Source organism: Campylobacter sp. CNRCH_2014_2849 (genome assembly GCF_025772845.1).
Classification (GTDB): Bacteria; Campylobacterota; Campylobacteria; order Campylobacterales; family Campylobacteraceae; genus Campylobacter_D; species Campylobacter_D lari_D.
Window position 1 is genome coordinate 39,899 of record NZ_JAKMSW010000008.1, and the last position, 21,045, is coordinate 60,943.

Genomic DNA, 21,045 nt, shown 5'->3' on the forward strand with positions numbered 1-21,045 from the left:
ATTTTTATAATATTAAAATATATTAAATTTTATAAAATCATTAGAACCATTTTCACTAATAACATTAATAACATATTTACCTTTTTTTAAATCTAAAGATAAACTTTCTTCTTTTCCTTCAAAAATCAATTCTTGATTTAAATACCAAAAAAGTTTTTCTTTTTTAGGGTTTATAAGTTTAACTAACAATTTTTGCTTACTTTTTAAATCTTTTGGCAAAATGATATTAAGATTATTTAGTGGATATATGATTTTTAAATTTTGATTAGAGCTTTGTAAATTTTGCTTTTCTTTTGCAAAAAATGCTTGTGCATTGGAAGGTAAATTTAATATAATCTTTTTCTTTGCATGGATGAAATTTTCATCTAAAGAATCAACTTCTTTATTTTTATACATAAAAACTTCTTTTAAAAATGGTGAAGTTCTTAAGACATTTGCACTTTGCGGGTAAAGCACTTCTTTAAAGTCAAATTTATAATCATATCTATATCCTGTTTGATTTTCAATTTTGATAGAAACTAAATCATTAGGTTTTTCAAATTCTAAATTAACTCTCTCAAGTAAGGCTAAAAGTTCAAAAAACAATTCCCCTGCTATGCTTACACCATATAAATTTACATTTGCCTCGCCATTAAAATTTCCAACCCACACTCCTAAAGTGTATTTTGGAGAAGTTCCTATAGCCCAGGCATCTTTTCTACCATAACTTGTGCCTGTTTTCCAAGAAATAATAGTATTAAAATCATATTGTCTTAAACCTGCTCTATCTAAATCCTTTAAGGTTTGTAAGGTTAAAAAGCTTGCTCCATCACTAATAAGCTTTTTATTTTCTTTAGTAAATGCATTTTCTTCATATAAAAGCTCTTTAAAATTTCCATAATTTCCAAGTCCTAGATAGATTTTTACCATATCTTCTAAACTAAATTCTTTTGTGCCCAAAATCAAAGAAAGTCCGTATTTTTTAAAATTTTCATCTTCAAAATCTAAAATATCTTTGAGCTTATAAAAAAACTTCTCATACCCATATTCTGCAAGTAAGCTTACAAAAGGAACATTAAGTGATTTTTGCAAAGATTCTTTTGCGCTAATAAAACCATGGTATTTTTTATTTGCATTTTGTGGAGCAAAGTTAGAAAAAAATGTAGGTACATCAAGCATTAAAGATTCAGGCACTATAAGTCCCTCATCTATGGCAAAAGCAAAAAGCAAAGGTTTTAAGGTTGAGCCCACACTACGCTTTGCTATCACCCCATCAACTTGACCAAAACTTGCAAAATCATAAAAATCATTAGAGCCTACATAAGCTAAAACTTTATTTGTTTTGGTATCTGCTAACAATATAGCTAGATTTTTTATGCCTTTTTGTTGTAGTTTATAAGAATATTCTTTAGCTTTTTCTTCAAATTTAATTTGAATTTTTTTATCTATACTAGAAACGATTTTTTCTTTATCCGCTAAAAGCCTACGCGCTAAATGTGGAGCTAAGTTTTTCCTTGTTTTAAAGCTAGGAAGTTTTTCAGCCTTTGCAAGAGTTAAAATATCTTTAGAAAAATATCCCTTTTCAAAAAGCCTATCAAGCAAAGCATTGCGTTTTTTTAAAAGTCTATCTTTGTTTTTTTCAAGATTAATTAAACCTGGATTATTAGGAAACACAGCAAGCAAGGCTGCTTCACTCCAAGTAAGATCTTTTAAATCTTTTTCAAAATAAAATAAACCCGCACTTGCAACACCTACTAAATTTCCTCCATAAGGAGCATTATTTAAATAAAGTCTTAAAATTTCTTCCTTATCATAAGCGCTTTCTAAAGCAAAAGCTTTGATGATTTCATTAAATTTATTAAAATATGTGCGTTTGTTTTGCTCTAGAAGTTTGATTGTTTGCATAGAAATTGTACTTGCGCCACTTCTTTTACTTGAAAAAATATTATTTTTAAAAGCCCTTATAATCGCTAAAAAATCTACTCCATAATGAGAATAAAAATTTTTGTCTTCATATAAAAGAACTGCGCTTTTTAATTTTTGCGGTATAAACTCACTCTCTAAATGCCATTGTTCGTTAGAATCTAAAAATACACTAAGAATTTCTTTATTTTTATCAAACAAAACCTTACTATAAGTGCATTTAAATAAATCCTTACTATCAAAGCTAAAATAAATTAAGCCTATGTAAAGACATAGACTTAAAAAGCATATTGCAAGGCTTATTTTGATTTTCACTGCACTACTTTAACTCTTTTACTCTCACTTAAAGCTCTATAAGCATTATCATACATTGCTTCAGCATAAGCTCCACTCAAAGTATAAACACCTGGAGTAACAGCACTTAATTTCACAAAAAATTCTCTTGACTCATCAGAGTATAAAGGAAAGAAATACATGATTTTATCATCTCTTATATCTACAAAATCATAATAAGAATTTTTCACAAAATCAGGAGTTTCATCATCTAAAAGATCATGTACTATCTCCCATCCACTTGGTAAAATTTGAGTTAAAGCTATATTAGAAGTGCCCGGATAATTTTTATTTGATATTTTTAATTTCATATAAAAAATTTGAGAGCTTTTTATAGCACTTTCATCTATTTCATTTCCATTTTCATCATAAAAACTTCTTTCTATATACATACGCTGCGCAAAAGGTTCGACAATACCTTTTTTAATTCCCTCTACTCCAAAATGCACATAAGTATCTTCTTTAGCTTCTATCAAAGCGCTGCCTTGATTAAACTCAAATTTAGAAAAACTTGCATTGAGCTTTTTACTCTCACCATTAATTTTTACACTTGCATTGATAGTTTTAGGATTTTCATCACTAAAGCTATTTGCCAAAGCATATAAAGCATAGCCTGTGCTTTGAGTGCTAAGCCAAGCTTGGCTTTCTAAAGTTTTTTTAATATCATCTAATAATTCATCATTATTTTTACCATAAATTATTTTATACGCATTTGCAATAATAGCTTCATCTCTTAGAAAAGATCCATAAGTATGAGTATAATTAGCTTTTTCATCAGGCTTTGTGCTTAAATTTTTAGCTATATTTAAAGCTACCTCATCAAAACCTGCTAATTTATAAGCTGCACTAAGTTGCCAAAGACTTACATTGTTTAAGCTTTGCAAATAAGTACTATCTTCATAAATAGCATTCATTATGCTTAAATTTGGATCTTTGGCTAAAGCTAAAAGATATAAAGAATTTATTCTAATTTCTTTATTTGTTTGAGCTTTTAAAACATAGTGTTTTTGATAATCAAGCCATGCTTTAAACATTCCCTCGCTCACATAATAGCCTCTTTCTTTGGCTAAAATCATAAACATACCCGCATAATTACTTCCCCATGCATCAGAATCTTTAAGTCCTTGCCAATAAGCAAAGCCACCATTAGCGGTTTGAAAATTTACGTATTTACTTAACAATACATTGATATTGTTAATATTTTTTTGTTCATTTGCCCCTTGATCAAGTTTTTGCAAAAAGAGTTGCGGTAAAACTGCTGAAGTACTTTGCTCTATACATCCATAAGGATAATTTTGCAAGTATTTTAATCTATGATTTATATTTAAAATAGGCTTAGAACTCACACTTAAAAACGCCACTGGATTGATATAATCTTGTGTGATTTTAAACTCCATAGAAGTATTTGCAGGAATTTTAAAAGATTTTCCCTCATAAGTAATCGTATTTAGTGCTTTTATGTCAATTTGAGTATTTTGAGTATAGGTGTAATCTTTTGCATTTAAACTTAACTCTATTTCTTCCACCCCAAGCTTGCTTGAATTTACTCTTGTGTTAATATAAATATCTTTTGTTTTTTCATTACCAAAATCAATTAAAATTTCATCTTTTTCAAAATTTATGAGTGAATTTTTTGTTTTTAGTTTAAGTTTTGCATTTTTTACATCATCATCTACTTTAAATACCTGCACCAAAAGCTTAAACTCATCATCAAGCCTTAAAGCCCTTGGCAAAGTTTCAAGCATTACAGCAGGTGCGCTAACTTGGATATCTTTAGAAGCACTGCCAAAACCCGCTAAGTTGTTCGCCACTACCATAACTCTAACCGAACCTAGATACGAAGGCATATTAAATTTTAATTTTGCATAACCATTTTCATCACTTTGTACTGGCTCTTGAAACAACACAACAGGTTTAAATCGTCTTGCTTTTTCATCGTTTTTACTTTTATTTGCCCTACTTTCTAAGAAAACATCACCACCTGTAGTTAATACCTTGGAAGCATTAGAAATATTTTTAGCAATGATTTTATCATAGGTATCATATATGCTCATGTTAAAGCGAATTTTTTGATAAAAATATCCCCAAATATCTGGAGTTTTAAAAGCATTCACATCAAGCAAACCCTCATCTACAATAGCTATGGTATAAGTATAACTTTGCTTGTTTTTACTTTGAATTTCTACTTCAAAATCTTGTTTTGGCATGATTTTATCCGGTACTTTTAAATCAAGCTCGATTTTACTTTGTTCATCTACTACATTCAAAGGCACTACACCAAAAAGTCTTAAGGCTCTATCGTTAGTGTATTGATTATAATCTTGAAGCAAAATCACACTCACATACACATTTGGCTTATATTCTTTAAGAATAGGAATTTCAACCTTTGTAATATCTTCATGCGTATCTATCACAAAGCGTTTTAAAACCTTTACATTATCATTTAAAGTAACGATGGCTTTTGCACCCTTAACACTTTCAAATTCAATAAAAGCTGTTTCGTTTGGTTTGTATTCTTTTTTATCGCTTTTTATTTTTAAAGAACTCACTATATCAGCATTACTTGGCGCACCAAAACTACTAATATAAAAAAACTCTCCTGCGCTTGTTTTACTTTGTGTATCTTCAAGCTCTATAAACATTTCACCATGGTATTCTTTGGGATCAAATTCTATTTTAACCGGTTTATCTTTACTTAAAATAGTTCCTTGGGTAATGATTTGTGTGTTTTTATCTTTTTTGAGTGATTTTAAAAAATCATCATAATTATCATAATCCCACCACCAAGAATAATCATTTGCATAAATAGTATATTTAATCTCCCTATTTGCTATCAAATTCTCATCTAAATCACTCACAATAGCTTCAAAATTAATTGTAGAACCCGAGCTTAAATAGTGATTTTTTAAACGCTTAATACCCACAAAATACTCATGTAATATCACTTGTGAATTCACAAGCGCTTCAACCGATCTTGAACCTTTTTCAAAAACCCTAGCCCTTATGTTAGCTTCAAGATTATATGGAGTATTTTTAAAAAAATCTTTTAAAGCAAATTCTTGCTTTACAAAGCCACTTTCATCTAAAATGCCTTTTAAATTATCTTGATATTTTTGCACTAAAACACTAGGATTTGAAAAAATATATTCTGGATATTTTGAATTTTTATATTCTTTTTTACTTACAAATAAATCAGCTTGATATTGTAAATTACTTGCTGGTGTTCCAAAAAGATATTTTGAGCTAATATTAAAATCTAATTTTTCATTTTCTTTTATACTTTTTGGAGCTTGTATAGATACTTTTATACGATTTGGCACTATATTTTGCACTAAAATTTCTTTATCAAAAATAGCATTTGCAAATTCTACTCTAGCTAAATACACTCCACTTAAAGCTTGTTGATCAAGTGAAATCTTTTTATAAAAAGTTCCATTGCTCAAAGGATCAAGTTTAATTTTATCTAAAAACTTTTTGTTGCGTGGATCAAAAAAACTCAAGAATATAGGGTGATTAACAGCTCCTTTATCATTTCTTGCAACCATAGTTAAATGTATATCATCACCTGGTCTATAAACCCCTCTTTCTGTGTAAATAAACACTTTGTTTTGAGAATTTTGCTCTAAACCGTCTACATCAAAACCATCATATAATAAAGGCGAACTTAAGCGTAAAATAGAAGCTTGCTTATCTTTTGAAGCAATGATAAATAAAGCTCTTGACTCATCAATATCATCAAAAACAGCCAAACCATTATCATCGCTTGTCTTAGAAGCTAAAATTTGATTGCTTTTGCTAATTATATCAACCCTAACCCCACCTAAAGCCTTTTGTGTGGTAAAATCTCTTACATCGACAAAAAGTTTTTTATTTAAATTTTGAGCAATTAAAGCTATATCTGAGAAAATCAAATTTTTACTAATCTTTGCTTTTTGATCAAAAAATCTTTGCTTTTTCCAACTCTCCATACTCTCATCAAAAACATAATCAATATCTTCTTCTTTAAAATAAAGTTTGACTATAAACACACCACTTAAATCTTTTAAACCATCTAAAACTATCTCATTTTCTTGCCATTGATTTTTAATATTTTTAATATCAAAGTCTTTTTTTAATACTACTTCACTAGTATAATCACTCTCTGAAAAAATATCGCTATCATAATCACTTAAATTTTTAGCACCTTGAAGATTTTTATATCTTAAATATTCACTTAAATTATTTGAAAATACCTGATGAACTTCTAAATGGATCTTTTTAATATTTAAACTTTTAAAAGCTATTTTTTTACTCGCTTTGCTAGATAAAAATACCCCTTGATTTGTAAAACTTATAGCAGGCTCATAGTCTTTTAAGCTCACTTGAGTTTTATAGCTTTCTTTTGTACTAATTCCATCAGCGCTTTTAATCCCTTGAGCAAGTTGAATTTCATAAGTTTTATTTGGAGTAAAATTTCCTGTGAGCTTGATTTTATTCCCAAATACCAATGCTTTAAAATCTACTTTGGGTGTAATAAAAATCAACTCTTTTAAATTTTGATCTTGCGAAATACTTTGAGAAAAAAGTAATTCTATGTTTTTATTGATTATATTTGCATTTTGAAATACAAATTCGTTCTTTGCAAGTAAAATATATTCTAAATCTATATTTTTCTCTAAACCTAAAATTTCTTTATCAAAAACTACTTTTATATTAGTGTTTGTATTTTTAATTTTTAATGGCTTAGAATACACACTTGCTATATCATCTTGGATGATAATTTTATCTATTTGAATTTCTTTTTCTTGTGCATTAATTTTTACAGCTTTTAACAACTCATCTTTATCAAAAGCATAAAAACTTTGAACATTTAAAATCAACACACTCTCATCATTTGATATATTTTGAAAATATCCTTTGACATCTAGTTTTTCAAAAGGAGTTTTTACTTTTAATTGTATTTTTTCATCAGCTACAATATCACTTAAGTCTATAAAAATATCATAATTTTGATTTGCTTTTAAAGAAGTGTATATGTTTAATCTTGTGGAAGTTTCAAGTTCATACTTTGCTTTTATTTTTTGATTATTAATAACAATTTCTCTTTCTTTTACAACACCTATGTTTTCTGTAATGATATTGGTATTAAATTCTATAAAAATACTATGCGTATTTTCATTAAAACCATAAGATCTTATAATAGAATTCTTATCTTCATTTTTAGAACATGCAAACAACAAGCTTGCAAGCAAAAAAATAAAAAAATAATGTAAAAATCCTTTCATGGGTATCCTCTTTTTGGTAAATTTTTCAAATTATATCTAAATTCACTCTTGCTTCACTCAAAAAATTATATAATTCTTACATAAAAATAAAGGAGAAAAAATGAAAAAGAAAATCGCTGCATTATTAACAACTTTAAGTCTTTCAAGTCTTGCTTATGCAGATGGAATTTATGGTGTTATAGTAGATGTAAATGATGGTGCAAAAACTATTTTAATCGATACCACCTATGGAGAAAAAATGAATATAAAAATTCTACCAAATACAGAAATTGACATGGATGATTGTGGTATTTTTGGTATGGATAAATATGGCACTTTTAGAGATTTAAAAGTAGGAACTTTTATAGAAGCTGAAGTTTTCCATGGCTATACTCAAACAACACCAAATCCACAAACGCCAAATCAAGTTCAAAATATAACCGCTAAAGAAATTAAAATAGAATGCAAAAAAAGAGCTTATTAAGCAAAATAACTCCTAAAAAGGAGTTATTTTGATGCGTTTTTTTCTTGTATTAATTTGCATTAGCACTTTTGCATTTGCTTATAAAATTCAAGGTATTTTAAAAAACACTACTACACATACAATAAGTATTCAAACAAGTTTTGATAATAACTTAATTATTACCATTTTACCCCAAACACATATAGATATTTATAACTGCGGAATTTTTGGTAGCAATAAAAAACAAGCCAATGTGCAAGATCTAAAAAAAGGAAGTCTTGTTAAAGTTAAAGGCAGTAAAAATGGAAGCATTATCATTGCTGAAAAAATTATAGTAGAGTGTGATGATCAAAGAAGAGCTTATTAAGATAATAACTCTTCTTTATCGTCTTTATTGATTTTTTCTATATAAAGACTTTGTGAAGGAAATGCAAAACTTAGTTTATTTCTTTCGACAATCTTCATTAATTCAAGTAAAATACTTTGTCGTGCTTCTCTAAAACCTGCAGCATCAACTGCTTTAGTATAAAAATATACTTCTATATCAATAGAACTTGCGTTAAAGCCACTCACAGCCACATAAGTATTATTTTTATATCCTTCTAAATCATTCACTGAAACTAAATTTTGTCTATATCTAGCGCGGGTTCCACCATGATTTAGCGCACTATCATCAACTTGAGCTATCAAAGGACTAGTAGCTAATAAATATCTTATATCTTCTACACATTGCTCAAGTTGTTCAGGTCTTGCATCATAAGTTACACCTATAAATAATTTTACATGGCGTCCTATTTTTCTTTTACTCCAATTTTTTATATTAGTTCCCATAATAGTTGAATTTGGTAAAAATACCAAAGAATTATCAAAAGTTCTAATAGTAGTTTTTCTAAGCCCAATTTCTACTATAGTTCCTTCTATACCTGAAATTTCAACCCAATCGCCTTGATTAAAGCTGTTATCAAAAAGCAAAAGCACAGAAGCAAAGAAATTTGCAATAATATCCTTAGCTGCCAATGCCACAGCCAAACCACCAATACCTAAAGATGCAATCAATGCTGAAATATTAAATCCTAAATGTGATAAAACAAATAAAACAGCTATTACTATAATAATAAAATATAAAATTTTAATAATTAAATTAACCACTTCGCGTTTGCCACTTTTTTCAGCAAGCTTTGCCACAATTACCATACCATAACTATCAAAAATATTTATCACAAGCCAAGCAGTTAAAATAACATAAACAATTGATAAAATATTACTAATTCTTATATCTACAGGTGCAGGATAGTAAAAAATAGTAAAACAAATTCCAATAGCATAAGCAAACAAAAACCAACCCACTGGTCCTTGGAGCTTTTCTAAAAAGTGAGTTTTTATTTCTACATTTTCTGAATTTTTTCCAAATAAATGTATCAATACAAAATACAAAATTTTTGCAAGATAAAATTTCAAAGAATAAAACAAAACAATGACAATAATAGAAATAACTATTTTTCCAACATTTACACTACTAATAGAGGTTTGTTTATTAATATAATTAATGGCATTTTGCAAACCCAAGCCCGTAAATAAAAAATTAGTTTCAAGCAAATTTGCATTATTTCTTAGATATACCAAAATTTCATTATATGACTTGATGGTATTTCTTAAATTATTTTCACTAAGCTCCAAAGTTCTAAGTTGAGTAATATCATTAATTTTCTCTTTATCTAAAGCAAAATTAAAAACTATATCTTCTTTTAATGAGTCAATGCTTTCATCAATAATTTTTTTTATTTTTTGACTTTGAGCACCTTCGATAAAAACTTTTTCTAATTCAAATATACAAAGATAAAAATGTTCTGCAGAGGTTAAATTTAAAAGTTTGATTTTATTATCCACATAATCATAATATCTTTTTTTAGCTTGGGCATTTTCAACACTTTTTTGTAAAGCATTCTTAGTTTTTAAAAAATCTTTTGCTTCTTTATCATCAATCTTTTGAGATACCATTTTTAAAGGTAAAGTAGTCAAAAGAGCTGTTTTTTGTTTTTCTATTTCTTTGATATTATCTTGAAATTCGGTGCTATTTGTATCACCGGTTTTAAAACTTTCCAAAAGTAAATTAAGCTCTATATAATCTTGCACCAAAGCAAAAATACTATTCTTATCCTCTAAAGCATTTTTTTCCTGTGCATTCAAAGTGCTGATAAATAAAAATAATAAAATAATATTAACAATCTTTTTCATACTTTTTTCACCCTCTCTTGTATTAAAACAAAATTTTCAAAATTAAAATCATACTCATAAATTTCACCCGTTTCTATGATGTAATACCAAGCATGAAGTTCTATTTCTTTTTTATTTAAAGCTTCTTCTATACCTGGATAGGTTAATAAATTTTGTAAAGAATTAACCAAGTTCATTTTTTCAGTCATCCAAGATCGCATGGCTAAATCACTGCCTGCAACTTTTAAAACCTTATTTTTAATAGGCTCGAGCAAGGTAAGCCATTTTCTCACATTCGGCATACTCTTTAGCTCATTTTCATTTGCATATAAAGCCGCACAGCCACCACAATTACTATGTCCACAAACTATGATATTTTTTATATGTAAAGAACTAAAAGCATACTCAATAGCTGAAGTAGTTGCCAAAAAATCATCTCCTACTCTATAAGGTGGAACTATATTGCCTATATTTCTTACAACAAAAAGCTCTCCTGGACCTGTATTAGTAATTAAATTTGGTATAACTCTTGAATCAGCACATCCTATAAAAAGCGTGTGGGGATTTTGTTTATTTTTTAAACTTTCAAAAAGTTCTGCATGCTCTTTAAAATCTTCTTGCATAAATTTTAAAGCACCCTCGATCAAGTCTTTCAAAAAAAGTCCTTTTTTGCATTTTAATAAAGCATTATACTAAATTATTTTTACTTAAAATAAATCTATAAATTTATTTTTTGTTATATTTTTATACAATTTTAATCTTTTATTTATCTTTTTTTTGTAAATTTTAATTTTTAAAAATTATTGGAGGATTTTAATGAGTCTTTATGATAGAGATTATTCTAACTCTAAAACTCAAGAATTTGAAGGTTATGCTAGAAGTGATTTGAGCATTTTTATAAAACAAACTTATCAGCTTTTTGCTGCTTCATTATTAGCTGCAACAGCAGGTGCTTACATAGGAATTTTTGCCTTAGCACATTTATTTGCACAATCTCAAGCAACTTTTTGGATTTTATTTATCGTAGAAATTGGCTTGTTATTTGCATTACAATGGAAAAAAAGAGAAGCTCCGCTTAATTTAGTTTTACTTTTTGCCTTTACTTTTGTTTCAGGACTTACTTTAACACCACTTTTATATTCTGTTTTAGCACTTCCTGCAGGAGCTAGCATTATCGCTCAAGCTTTTGCTTTAACAACAGTGGCTTTTGGTGCTTTAAGCGTTTTTGCTATGAATACAAAAAGAGATTTTACTATGATGGGAAAAATGCTTTTTATAGCTTTAATTGTTATCGTAGTAGCTTCTTTAATTAATATCTTTTTTCAAAGTTCACTTTTAAGCTTAGCAATTTCTGGTATTGGTGCAATTTTATTTTCTTTTTACATTCTTTATGATACTCAAAACATCATTAGAGGAAATTATGAAACACCAATCGAAGGTGCAGTTGCGCTTTATCTTGATTTTATCAATCTTTTCATCTCTCTTCTTAATATTTTAAGAAGCTTTAATAGCAGATAAAAATTTGCGAGAATTTTTCTCGCAAATTTTCTTTACCTCTTTCAAGTTTTTATCAAACTTTTTAAGTTAAAATACTCATTTTATTTTCAATAAGGAAAATTCATGACTACTCTTTTAATTATTTTGCAATTTGCAATTGTTGTGATTATTTGTATTGCTGTTTTATTACAAAAAAGCTCAAGCATAGGACTTGGAGCATATAGCGGAAGTAATGAAAGCTTGTTTGGAGCAAAGGGTCCTGCAGGGTTTTTAGCTAAATTTACTTTTGTGATGGGTGTTTTACTTATCGCTAATACAATTGCTCTAAGTTATATGTATAATAATGCTAATTCTAACTCACTTGCTGAAAAAGCAGAACAAATTTTACCAAAGGCACCTGAAACAAACACAACTAGCATTCCAGTTGCACCAAGTGCTCCAATTAGCGAAAGTAATACTAGCAAATAAAAAAAGGAAATACCATGCTAAATGAAATTTATACCAAGCAAAAACAACAATCAGACAAAAGCTTAGAGGCCTTAAAAAAAGATTTTACTACCATAAGAACTGGCAAAGTAAATATAAATATACTTGATCATATTCATGTAGATTATTATGGTAGTGCAACTCCATTAAATCAAGTAGCAACAGTTTTAGCAACTGATGCTTCAACTATTAGCATTACTCCTTGGGAAAAATCAATGCTAAAATCTATAGAAAGTGCTATAGCTGCGGCAAACATTGGAGTAAATCCAAATAATGATGGTGAAAGTGTTAAATTATTTTTTCCTCCTATGACAAGAGAACAAAGAGAAGAAAATGCTAAAAATGCTAAAGCTATGGGTGAAAAGGCTAAAGTTGCTATTAGAAATATTAGAAAAGATGCAAATGATGCAGTAAAAAAACTAGAAAAAGATAAAGCAATCTCAGAAGATGAAGCTAAAAAAGCTTATGATGAAGTACAAAAACAAACCGATAATTATACAGCAAAAGTAGATGAGTTAGTTAAAAACAAAGAAGCGGAACTTTTAAAGGTTTAAAAATGAACTTAGAACAAATTTATAAAGATTGTGGAGCATACCTACAAGGACATTTTTTACTTAGCTCAGGGAAACACTCTGAGTTTTACCTTCAAAGTGCTAAAGTTTTAGAAAATCCAAAACTAGCAGGTGAGCTTTGTGATGAGCTTGCGAAAGTTATTGCTAGTTTTAATATTGAATTTGATAGTATTTGCTCGCCTGCCTTGGGTGGAATTTTAGCAGGTTATGAACTTGCTAGAGCTTGCAACAAACGCTTTATTTTCACTGAACGCGTAGAAGGAGTGATGAGTCTTAGACGCGGTTTTGAAGTAAAAAAAGGTGAAAAATTTATCGTTTGTGAAGATATTATTACAACAGGTGGCTCAGCACTTGAGAGTGCAAAAATCATCGAGAATTTAGGTGGAGAAGTAGTAGGTTTTGCAGCTTTAGCAAATCGTGGTTTTTGTGCTGTAAAAAATTTAAACAATCCAAGAAAAGAAAATGCAAAATTACCACAAAATTTACCACTTTTTGCACTAGGAAATTTTGAATTTGATATTTATGATGCAAATACTTGCCCACTTTGTGAAAAAGGCACTAAAGCTATCAAACCTGGTAGTCGTGGTAACTAATGAAAACTAAAGCAAAAATAGCCACTCGCTTTTTAAGATTTAAAGCCTTTTTGATTGATCTATTTTTGCTTTATGTGCCCATTTTGTATTTGTTTTATTTTACTCTTGGCTCTAAAGAAGCTTTTTTAAACAATCAACTTATAATTTTTTTGTGCCCATTGCTTTTTGGATTTTTACAAGCATTATTTTTAGTAAAAAAAGCTCAAAGTCCTGGACTTAAAGCTTATGATTTATACTTGATTGATATTAAAAATGGACACAAACTTAATTTTTTTAGAATAATCCTACGCTATGTAATTTTCATTATAAGCTTTGGCTTGTTGATTGGCTTTTTGGTAAGCTTTTTAAGAAAAGATACCTTAGCCTTGCATGATATTTTAAGCCAAAGCGCTATTGTAACAAAGGTGGAAAAATGAATAGAAAAAGAATTTATAATCCAAAATCAAATGAAACTTTAAATGATAGAAAAGTATTTAACGGCAACCCACATGGTATTTTAAATTTTACTAAAGCAAAATACACATGGGCTTTAAAACTTTGGGATTTAATGGAAGCAAATACTTGGTTTCCAAAAGAAGTAGATACAACAAAAGATGCACTAGATTATCGTTGCAATCTAACCGTAGCAGAAAAAAGAATGTATGATCTAGTTTGGTCTCAACTTATCTCAATGGATAGTTTTCAAACAAACAATCTTGCTGATAATATCAACCCTTATATCACAGCACCTGAAATCAATGCGGTTTTAGCAAGACAAGCTTATGAAGAAGCAAATCACTCAAAATCTTATGCAGTGATGGTTGAAGCAATCTGTGAAAATACAGACTTAATTTATGAAATGGAAAAACACGATGAGACTTTAAGAGAAAAAAATGATTTCATTTCAAGTATTTATGAAGAATTAGCTGGCGAAGTAGATGATAATAAACTTTTACTTGCAATGGTAGCAAATCAAATTCTAGAAGGAGTGTATTTTTATAGTGGTTTTACTGCTATTTATGCTTTAGCGCGTGCAGGAAAAATGCTAGGTTCAGCACAAATGATACGCTTTATACAAAGAGATGAAATTACTCATTTATTATTATTTCAAAATATGATTAATTCTGTGCGTAAAGAAAGACCTGATTTGTTTAATGATATCAATATAAACAAAATTTATGATATGTTTAAAAAAGCAGGTGAACTTGAGATCAAATGGGGTAAATACATCACTCAAAATCAAATCATGGGTTTTACAGACGATATTATAGAAGAATACATTCACTATCTTGTTGATCAAAGACTAATAGCTATTAATCTTGATAAAATTTATAATGCAAAACATCCTATTAAATGGGTAGATGATTTTTCTAAATTTAATGATCAAAAAAGCAATTTCTTTGAAAGCAAGGTTACAAACTATTCTAAAGGGAGTTTGAGTTTTGATGACTTTTAAGTCACAAAACTACCCATATTTTACATTTTTTTAAACTAAAATTCTCTTTTTATTTAATATTTTATTTTTATTTATTTCATTATTGTAAAATCCGCCATTTTATTTTATTAGTAAAGGGGTAATTATGGAGTTTTTAGAACTTTTGCTAGTCTTTATTGCCATAGTTCTCATGATAATTAAGCCTGAAAAAGAAAAACTAGCTTTTTCTATACTTGTAATTTCATGGGCTATTATGGTATTTGACTATTTAGGTCGCAAATCAGGCGCAATCTTAGGCCTAATGAATCTATAAGGTGGCAAATATGTGTGATATTAACAAAACTAAATTTTTTTATTTTTTAATGTGCTTGGCAGGTTTTTTAATCATTTTAATGCCTGTTGGAATTGCAAATTTGATTTTTGGTTATATGCTAGGTGATAGCCCTTGTACTTCTTGTTGGGGCCAAAGAGAATCAATGATTTTCATTGGTGTTGCAGCTTTATTTATTGTGCGTTATGGTATGAAAGGTAAGTTCTTAGCTTTTCTTTTAATTGCAACTGCATTTGGTTTATGGCAATCATTTAATCATATAAGCGGACATGCACATCGTGATCTTGATCAAGGTTTTGGTTTGCCTATTTTTGGTTTGCATACTTATTTTTGGGCTGAAGTAGTATTTTGGGCTGTAGTTTTATTACTTGGTGTAATTTTTGCTTTTGCTCCAAAATTTGGCTCCTTTGAAAAAGAAATGGAAGGAGTTAGTTTTAGAAAATTAACTAAATTTAACCTAGCTGCTATGGTTATTGTTGCTTTTATCGTAGCTTCAAATGTCTTCCAAGCTTTCGTAAGCACTGGTCCTATCCCATATAGCGGACAAGGTGATCCAGTTCGTTTTAGTTTAAATCCAAAATATATTATTTGGGATGATTCAGGCTGGAATAAAAGTTGGAAAAGCATTTCTTTCTTAGGAAAACGCGATGTTAAAGAACCTGATTTTGCTTTTGCTCCTGCTAATGAAAAACTAGGTATTGAATTTGATAATAATATCAGTAATGCTCCATTTGCAAATATCGATGATAATCTAAAAATCGTAAATGAAACAAAAATTGATTTTCCTAAAGCTATCAATACACTTGATTATATCAATGGAGAGTATGTCGCAAGTTCAAAATGGGAAGTATTTTTCCTAGATGATAATTTTAGCACTAAAACAGATTTTCTATTAGACCCATATTTTTCAGCCACAATTAATCCTATCATAGGAATTATTCCTTATTTGGACAACAAATACATCTTAATGGGCTCTAATAAAACTTTCTTAAGATTTGCTCAAAATCCTAATGCAGATGAAGCTTTACAATATGCTGATTTTATTAGAGGGGCAAATAATTTTGAAGGACAAGGTGAAAACCTTGGTCGTGGTAGAATTGACACAGTTAGAGCTAAATTCCATCATATTTTAAGCACAACTACTGATGGAAAATACATGTATCTTGCTACCGTTCCAAACAATAAGGATGCTAAAACTTTTGTAATTTCTAAAATTTCTTTAGCAGATAGAGTTCTTTCAGCTGAATTTACTCCTAAAGCTGAGTTAAAAGAAGGAAAAACTTTGGGCGATCTTTATATAACTTCAATGGCTTTTAAAAATGGTAAAATTTATGCATTAAGTAAAAAGCATAATGTTATTGCTGTAATTGATCTAGACAAAGAAGAAGTTGTAAAAACTATTTCGTATCCAGAAAATATAACTAACGCAAGAAGCTTATTCTTCAAAGATGGTAAAATGCACATCTTATCTTATCAAGATGGATCAAACATCCTTTATACACTTGATTAATCTTAAGGCGTTTTTACGCCTTAAGGATTTTAAAGCTAGATAAATAAAATTTAAGATAAAATAACACTTTTTATCAAGGAGTGCTTATTGATTCATATATTTGAACAAAAACAATGTCAAACTATGGCAGAAGAAATTCGCAAAAACACTTTCATTAATGAAGAATTATTTGAAGCTTTTTGTTCTACTCCAAGAGAAATTTTTTCACCTTTAAAAATGCATGCTTATAGACTTGATGCACTTCCTTTAATGGGTAATCAATGGATAAGCTCACCTTTAACTGTGGCCAAAATGACTATGGCACTTGATTTTAAAGAAGCTGATAGTGTTTTAGAAATAGGTTGTGGTAGTGGATATCAAGCTGCGATTTTAAGTAAGCTTATTAGAAGAGTTTTTACCATAGAACGCATCGAAAAACTTGCAATTAGTGCTATAGAAAAATTTAAAAAACTAAACTATGCTAATATTCATGTAAAATTTGATGATGGGCAAAATGGCTGGAAAAATTATGCACCTTATGATAGAATTTTACTCTCAGCTTATATAGAGCATATTCCAAATGTATTATTTGATCAACTTGAAAATAACGGAATTTTGGTAGCTCCTTTACTTATAGGAAATCAACAATTCATCACTAAATTTACCAAAAAAGATGGCGAGATTAGCAAAGAAGTTTTAGATGAATGTCTTTTTGTGCCTATTAAAGATGGTAAAGAATAATCTTGCTAATTTTTAAGATAAATATTTAATTTTAATATAATTATTTTTAAACATAAGCTTCTTGTAGGATTTATTTTTTTATAATTATATTAAAAAAGGAATATTATGAGTTTTAAAAGAATACTTTTTGGTTTATTTACTACTAGCATGCTTTTTGCCTATGAGCAAATGCCTCAAAATGCCTCACATGGAAATTTCATAGACAAAGACAAATGGAAAAATTTAGATAAAAACTGGATTTACTGTGAAAGTGGTTTAAATCAAGATTTCATCAATATAAACAGTAAAAAGGCTACAAACAAAAATCATTCTTTAGAATTTAACTACTCAAATGATTCTTTTGGCTTAATAAATGATGGTTATACCATAAAAATGCATTTTGAAAGCAATGGAAGCCATATCGTGCTAGATAATACAGCTTATAATTTATCTCATTTTCACTTCCATAGTCCATCAAAAATTTCTATTGATAAAAAGTCTTATCTTTTAGAAATTCATTTTAGTCATGTAAGTCAAAAAGGAGATATAGCAGTAGTTGCGCTGTTTTTACAAGAAGGTATGGAAAATCCTTTTATTAAAAAAATCATCCGTGCTTTTCCTAAAAAAGAAGGCGATAAACTTTATGTTCAAGGCTTAAGTGCTAATGAATTATTGCCAAACAATCTTCAATCTTTTTATATCTTTAAAAATAAACTCAACAAGCCTTGTAATCAAAAAATCACTTGGATAGTTTTAAAAGACATAAGCTATGCCTCTAAAGAGCAAATCCAAACTATACAAAATTTAATGGGAAAAAATGAGAATTTAAAAATACAAGAAATTAATAATTTAGAACAAAATGATTAAGTAAGCTAAACTTAATCATGTATAAAAGCTTGAATTTTTTCTAAATTAGCTCTAAAAAGTTTAAAATTTAACTCGCTTGAAATTTTTAAATCAGCAAAAAAAGGATTTTTCAAACTAGCTATGAGCAAATAATCATCTTTTTTCAAAACTCTTTGTGTAGAAAATTCTTTATCCTTTACTTTTTCAAAAATACTTTCATTTGACTTAATATCTTCTTTTAATTTCTTACTATAAAGCAAAATTCCACAAAAGAAATTCCCAAATTCATCTTTAAATTTCACATCATAAAGAATAAAATCATCAAAAATAAAAGAATTTTGAGAATGATAAGTTTTTAAAGAAAAATCAAAAGTAATTTTTTCAAAATCTTTTTGATCAAAGCCTTGTTTGTCAAATTTAGCATTGTTTTGCTTTAAAAATTCTTCACACATTTTAAATACAAGCTCATTGCGTCCCCACATAAGCTTTCTTCCTAAAATTCTAAAAAACAAAACTCCTGCTAAAACAGCAAAAAACAAAGCTATAATCACATCCTTGCTAAATTGAAAAGCAAGAAAAAATATAACCAAAGCTTCAGCAAATGCTAAAATTTGTAAAGCTTTGAGTCTTTTATTTAAAGCTTGTCTTATGGCTTCAAAATCCATTAAGACTTAGCCTTTTCCATTCTTTTTCTTTGAGTAGGATCAAGATATCTTTTTCTAACTCTAATATTTTGTGGAGTAACCTCTACAAGTTCATCTTCTTCTATCCACTCTAATGCTCTTTCAAGGCTTAATTTTCTAGGTGGTACAAGCTTAATCGCATCATCGCTTCCACTTGCTCTAACATTAGTTAAATTTTTACCTTTAATAGGATTAACATCTAAATCATTTGGGCGTGAATGCTCACCTATAATCATACCTGTATATACTTTTGTTTGAGGATCGATAAACAACACCCCTCTATCTTGTAAGTTAAATAAAGAATACCCTAGTGCAACACCATTTTCCATAGAAATTAACGCGCCATTATTTCTTTTTTCAACTGCTCCACTAAATGGACGAAACTCTAAAAAGCTATGGTTCATAACACCCTCGCCTTTAGTATCTGTTAAAAATTGTGATCTAAATCCTATAAGCCCACGCGCAGGAATTTCAAACTCAAGTCTTGTTTGACCATCTCCAGTTGGTGTCATAGTTTTCATTTCAGCTTTTCTTTTACCTAGTTTTTCAATCACTACTCCGGTAAAATCATCAGGCACATCAATCACTAAATGCTCAAACGGCTCTGTTTTAACACCATCTTCTACCTTAACGATAACTTCAGGTCTTCCCATACAAAACTCAAAACCTTCTCTACGCATATTTTCAGCTAAAATAGTTATTTGAAGTTCACCTCTTCCACTTACTTTAAATTTACCCTCACCTGTGCTTTCATATTTCATAGCAATATTAGTTTTCATCTCAGCTTCTAAGCGTTCTGCGATTTTATTTGAAGTTACATGCTTGCCTTCAGTACCCGCTAAAGGACCATCATTTACTGAAAATACTATACTTAAAGTTGGTTCTTCTATATGTAAAGGATCAAGTGGCATAGGGTTGTTTGGATCTACAACGCTATCTCCTACATCTAAAGCTTCAAAACCTGCAATCGCTACAATATCGCCTGTCCCTGCTTCTTCAATATCCATTTTTTCTAGACCCATAAAACCAATAAGTTTTGAAATTCTTCCATTGATTTTAGAACCATCCGCCTTAGCAAGCATTACATTTTGATTTTTCTTTACTTTACCATTAAAAATTCTTGCAATTCCTATTTTACCAACGAAATTATCATAACCTAGAGTAAAAACTTGAAGCTGTAAAGGGTTTTCATCGCTACCACTTGGAGCAGGTACGCGCTCAAGTATAGTCTTAAACAATGGTTCCATGTTAGTGCTTTCATCTTCAAGTGCAAGTTTTGCATAACCATTTTTAGCAGCTGCATATACTACTGCAAAATCAAGTTGTTCATCATTTGCCTCTAAAGCCACAAAAAGATCAAAAATTTCATTGATTACTCTTTCAGGATCAGCAGCTGGCTTGTCGATTTTATTAATAACAACAATAGGTTTAAGCCCTAAAGATAAAGCCTTTTTTACCACAAATTTAGTTTGAGGCATAACCCCTTCTTGTGCATCAACTAAAAGCAAAACCCCATCAACCATTTTTAACACACGCTCAACTTCACCACCAAAATCAGCATGGCCTGGAGTGTCTATGATATTTATTTTTGTGCCTTTATAATTAATAGCAGTATTTTTAGAAAGTATAGTGATACCTCTTTCTTTTTCTATATCATTGCTATCCATTACGCGTTCTGCTATTTGCTCACGCTCATTAAAAGTTCCTGATTGTTTTAAAAGCTCATCTACCATTGTTGTTTTACCATGATCAACATGAGCTATAACAGCTATATTTCTAATATTATCCAAGTTTTTCTCCAAAGTCTTAAATTTAAAATCTAATATTATATAAAAAAAATGCTTAAAAATTAAGATTTAAAAATTGGAACACTTGTTGCTTTTGTCTTGAGTAAGAATTATTTTTAAGGAGAAAAATATGTCAAACCTAAATACTCAAATCTTTAACGCTAACTTAGAAAAACAAGGAACTTCAGTTTTAAATAGTAAGCATTTTATGGAACTTTTAAATTATTTAGAAGTTATAAATTCAAATGAAGAAAAAGAATTAAATTATGCAAAACTTTCAAGTAAAGTAAGTGAAATTTTAGATGATGCTCAAAATGAAAATGCGGTTTTAAATGCTAAAAACATAGAAGAATTATTAGTGATATTTAAAAATTTTAATCTTACTCATGAAAATTTAAAACTTGATTGTGCAGCACAATTACAAAATTTATTTCCAAATTTAGCAAAAAATAATTTTTTAGTAGGTTAATTA

General features: G+C 28.9%; 19 protein-coding genes. 13 read left to right on the top strand and 6 right to left on the bottom strand.

From position 1 onward, the window contains the following. Positions 1-12: 12 nt before the first annotated feature. Complete coding sequence (gene pbpC / locus L8X33_RS06625; RefSeq protein WP_263670290.1) at positions 13-2,217, bottom strand: penicillin-binding protein 1C; 2,205 nt, start codon at positions 2,215-2,217, stop codon at positions 13-15. Then, positions 2,214-7,499: an Ig-like domain-containing alpha-2-macroglobulin family protein gene (locus L8X33_RS06630; RefSeq protein ID WP_263670291.1), complete on the bottom strand. Its 5,286-nt coding sequence runs from the start codon at positions 7,497-7,499 to the stop codon at positions 2,214-2,216. Before L8X33_RS06630 ends, pbpC begins: the two co-directional genes overlap by 4 nt. Positions 7,500-7,599: 100 nt before the next feature. Between L8X33_RS06630 and L8X33_RS06635 the strand changes: the two genes are divergently transcribed. Together L8X33_RS06635 and L8X33_RS06640 are read left to right on the top strand one after the other, a co-directional pair. Next, on the top strand, positions 7,600-7,962 hold the full coding sequence (locus L8X33_RS06635; protein WP_220567078.1) for a hypothetical protein: 363 nt from the start codon (positions 7,600-7,602) through the stop codon (positions 7,960-7,962). A gap of 31 nt (positions 7,963-7,993) precedes the next feature. Continuing rightward, complete coding sequence (locus L8X33_RS06640) at positions 7,994-8,308, top strand: hypothetical protein (RefSeq protein ID WP_220567077.1); 315 nt, start codon at positions 7,994-7,996, stop codon at positions 8,306-8,308. Here the strand turns inward: L8X33_RS06640 and L8X33_RS06645 are convergent. Further along, positions 8,305-10,176 (bottom strand): mechanosensitive ion channel family protein, encoded by a 1,872-nt coding sequence (locus L8X33_RS06645; protein WP_220567076.1) that lies wholly within the window; start codon positions 10,174-10,176, stop codon positions 8,305-8,307. The genes L8X33_RS06640 and L8X33_RS06645 overlap by 4 nt on opposite strands. After that, positions 10,173-10,811 carry a carbonic anhydrase gene (locus L8X33_RS06650; protein WP_133319017.1) on the bottom strand — a complete coding sequence of 213 codons (639 nt, stop codon included), beginning with the start codon at positions 10,809-10,811 and terminating at the stop codon, positions 10,173-10,175. The genes L8X33_RS06645 and L8X33_RS06650 overlap by 4 nt, the downstream gene beginning before the upstream one ends. Positions 10,812-10,971: 160 nt before the next feature. On the opposite strand from L8X33_RS06650, the gene L8X33_RS06655 reads away from it, so the two are divergent. The 10 genes from L8X33_RS06655 to L8X33_RS06700 all read left to right on the top strand — a co-directional run bounded on the left by L8X33_RS06655 (position 10,972) and on the right by L8X33_RS06700 (position 18,124). Then, the gene (locus L8X33_RS06655; RefSeq protein WP_039629164.1) at positions 10,972-11,673 is read left to right on the top strand and encodes a Bax inhibitor-1/YccA family protein; all 702 of its coding nucleotides are present in this window, start codon (positions 10,972-10,974) and stop codon (positions 11,671-11,673) included. A 102-nt stretch (positions 11,674-11,775) separates the two neighbouring features. Continuing rightward, the gene (gene secG / locus L8X33_RS06660) at positions 11,776-12,120 is read left to right on the top strand and encodes a preprotein translocase subunit SecG (RefSeq protein WP_133319019.1); all 345 of its coding nucleotides are present in this window, start codon (positions 11,776-11,778) and stop codon (positions 12,118-12,120) included. A gap of 14 nt (positions 12,121-12,134) precedes the next feature. Further along, positions 12,135-12,692: a ribosome recycling factor gene (gene frr / locus L8X33_RS06665; RefSeq protein ID WP_263670292.1), complete on the top strand. Its 558-nt coding sequence runs from the start codon at positions 12,135-12,137 to the stop codon at positions 12,690-12,692. A gap of 2 nt (positions 12,693-12,694) precedes the next feature. After that, a complete protein-coding gene (pyrE, locus tag L8X33_RS06670; protein ID WP_133319020.1) occupies positions 12,695-13,303 on the top strand; it encodes an orotate phosphoribosyltransferase in 609 nt (202 codons plus the stop codon). Then, positions 13,303-13,719 carry an RDD family protein gene (locus L8X33_RS06675; RefSeq protein ID WP_133319021.1) on the top strand — a complete coding sequence of 139 codons (417 nt, stop codon included), beginning with the start codon at positions 13,303-13,305 and terminating at the stop codon, positions 13,717-13,719. The genes pyrE and L8X33_RS06675 overlap by 1 nt, the downstream gene beginning before the upstream one ends. Further along, the gene (locus L8X33_RS06680) at positions 13,716-14,738 is read left to right on the top strand and encodes a ribonucleotide-diphosphate reductase subunit beta (RefSeq protein ID WP_133319022.1); all 1,023 of its coding nucleotides are present in this window, start codon (positions 13,716-13,718) and stop codon (positions 14,736-14,738) included. The genes L8X33_RS06675 and L8X33_RS06680 overlap by 4 nt, the downstream gene beginning before the upstream one ends. A gap of 124 nt (positions 14,739-14,862) precedes the next feature. Continuing rightward, positions 14,863-15,030 (top strand): dihydroneopterin aldolase, encoded by a 168-nt coding sequence (locus L8X33_RS06685; protein ID WP_133319023.1) that lies wholly within the window; start codon positions 14,863-14,865, stop codon positions 15,028-15,030. Between the two features lie 10 nt (positions 15,031-15,040). After that, a complete protein-coding gene (locus L8X33_RS06690; RefSeq protein ID WP_263661613.1) occupies positions 15,041-16,558 on the top strand; it encodes a disulfide bond formation protein B in 1,518 nt (505 codons plus the stop codon). A gap of 90 nt (positions 16,559-16,648) precedes the next feature. After that, on the top strand, positions 16,649-17,278 hold the full coding sequence (locus tag L8X33_RS06695) for a protein-L-isoaspartate(D-aspartate) O-methyltransferase (protein ID WP_133319188.1): 630 nt from the start codon (positions 16,649-16,651) through the stop codon (positions 17,276-17,278). Between the two features lie 105 nt (positions 17,279-17,383). Then, complete coding sequence (locus L8X33_RS06700) at positions 17,384-18,124, top strand: carbonic anhydrase family protein (RefSeq protein WP_263666658.1); 741 nt, start codon at positions 17,384-17,386, stop codon at positions 18,122-18,124. 11 nt (positions 18,125-18,135) lie between these two features. Here L8X33_RS06700 and L8X33_RS06705 read toward each other — a convergent pair whose 3' ends face one another. Together L8X33_RS06705 and typA are read right to left on the bottom strand one after the other, a co-directional pair. Further along, complete coding sequence (locus tag L8X33_RS06705) at positions 18,136-18,768, bottom strand: poly(A) polymerase (RefSeq protein WP_263665669.1); 633 nt, start codon at positions 18,766-18,768, stop codon at positions 18,136-18,138. Further along, the gene (gene typA, locus L8X33_RS06710; protein ID WP_220567072.1) at positions 18,768-20,576 is read right to left on the bottom strand and encodes a translational GTPase TypA; all 1,809 of its coding nucleotides are present in this window, start codon (positions 20,574-20,576) and stop codon (positions 18,768-18,770) included. The genes L8X33_RS06705 and typA overlap by 1 nt, the downstream gene beginning before the upstream one ends. A 127-nt stretch (positions 20,577-20,703) precedes the next feature. Between typA and L8X33_RS06715 the strand changes: the two genes are divergently transcribed. Then, entirely contained in the window at positions 20,704-21,042 is a 339-nt protein-coding gene (locus L8X33_RS06715; RefSeq protein ID WP_133319030.1) for a hypothetical protein, read from the top strand. The last annotated feature ends 3 nt before the right edge of the window (positions 21,043-21,045 follow it).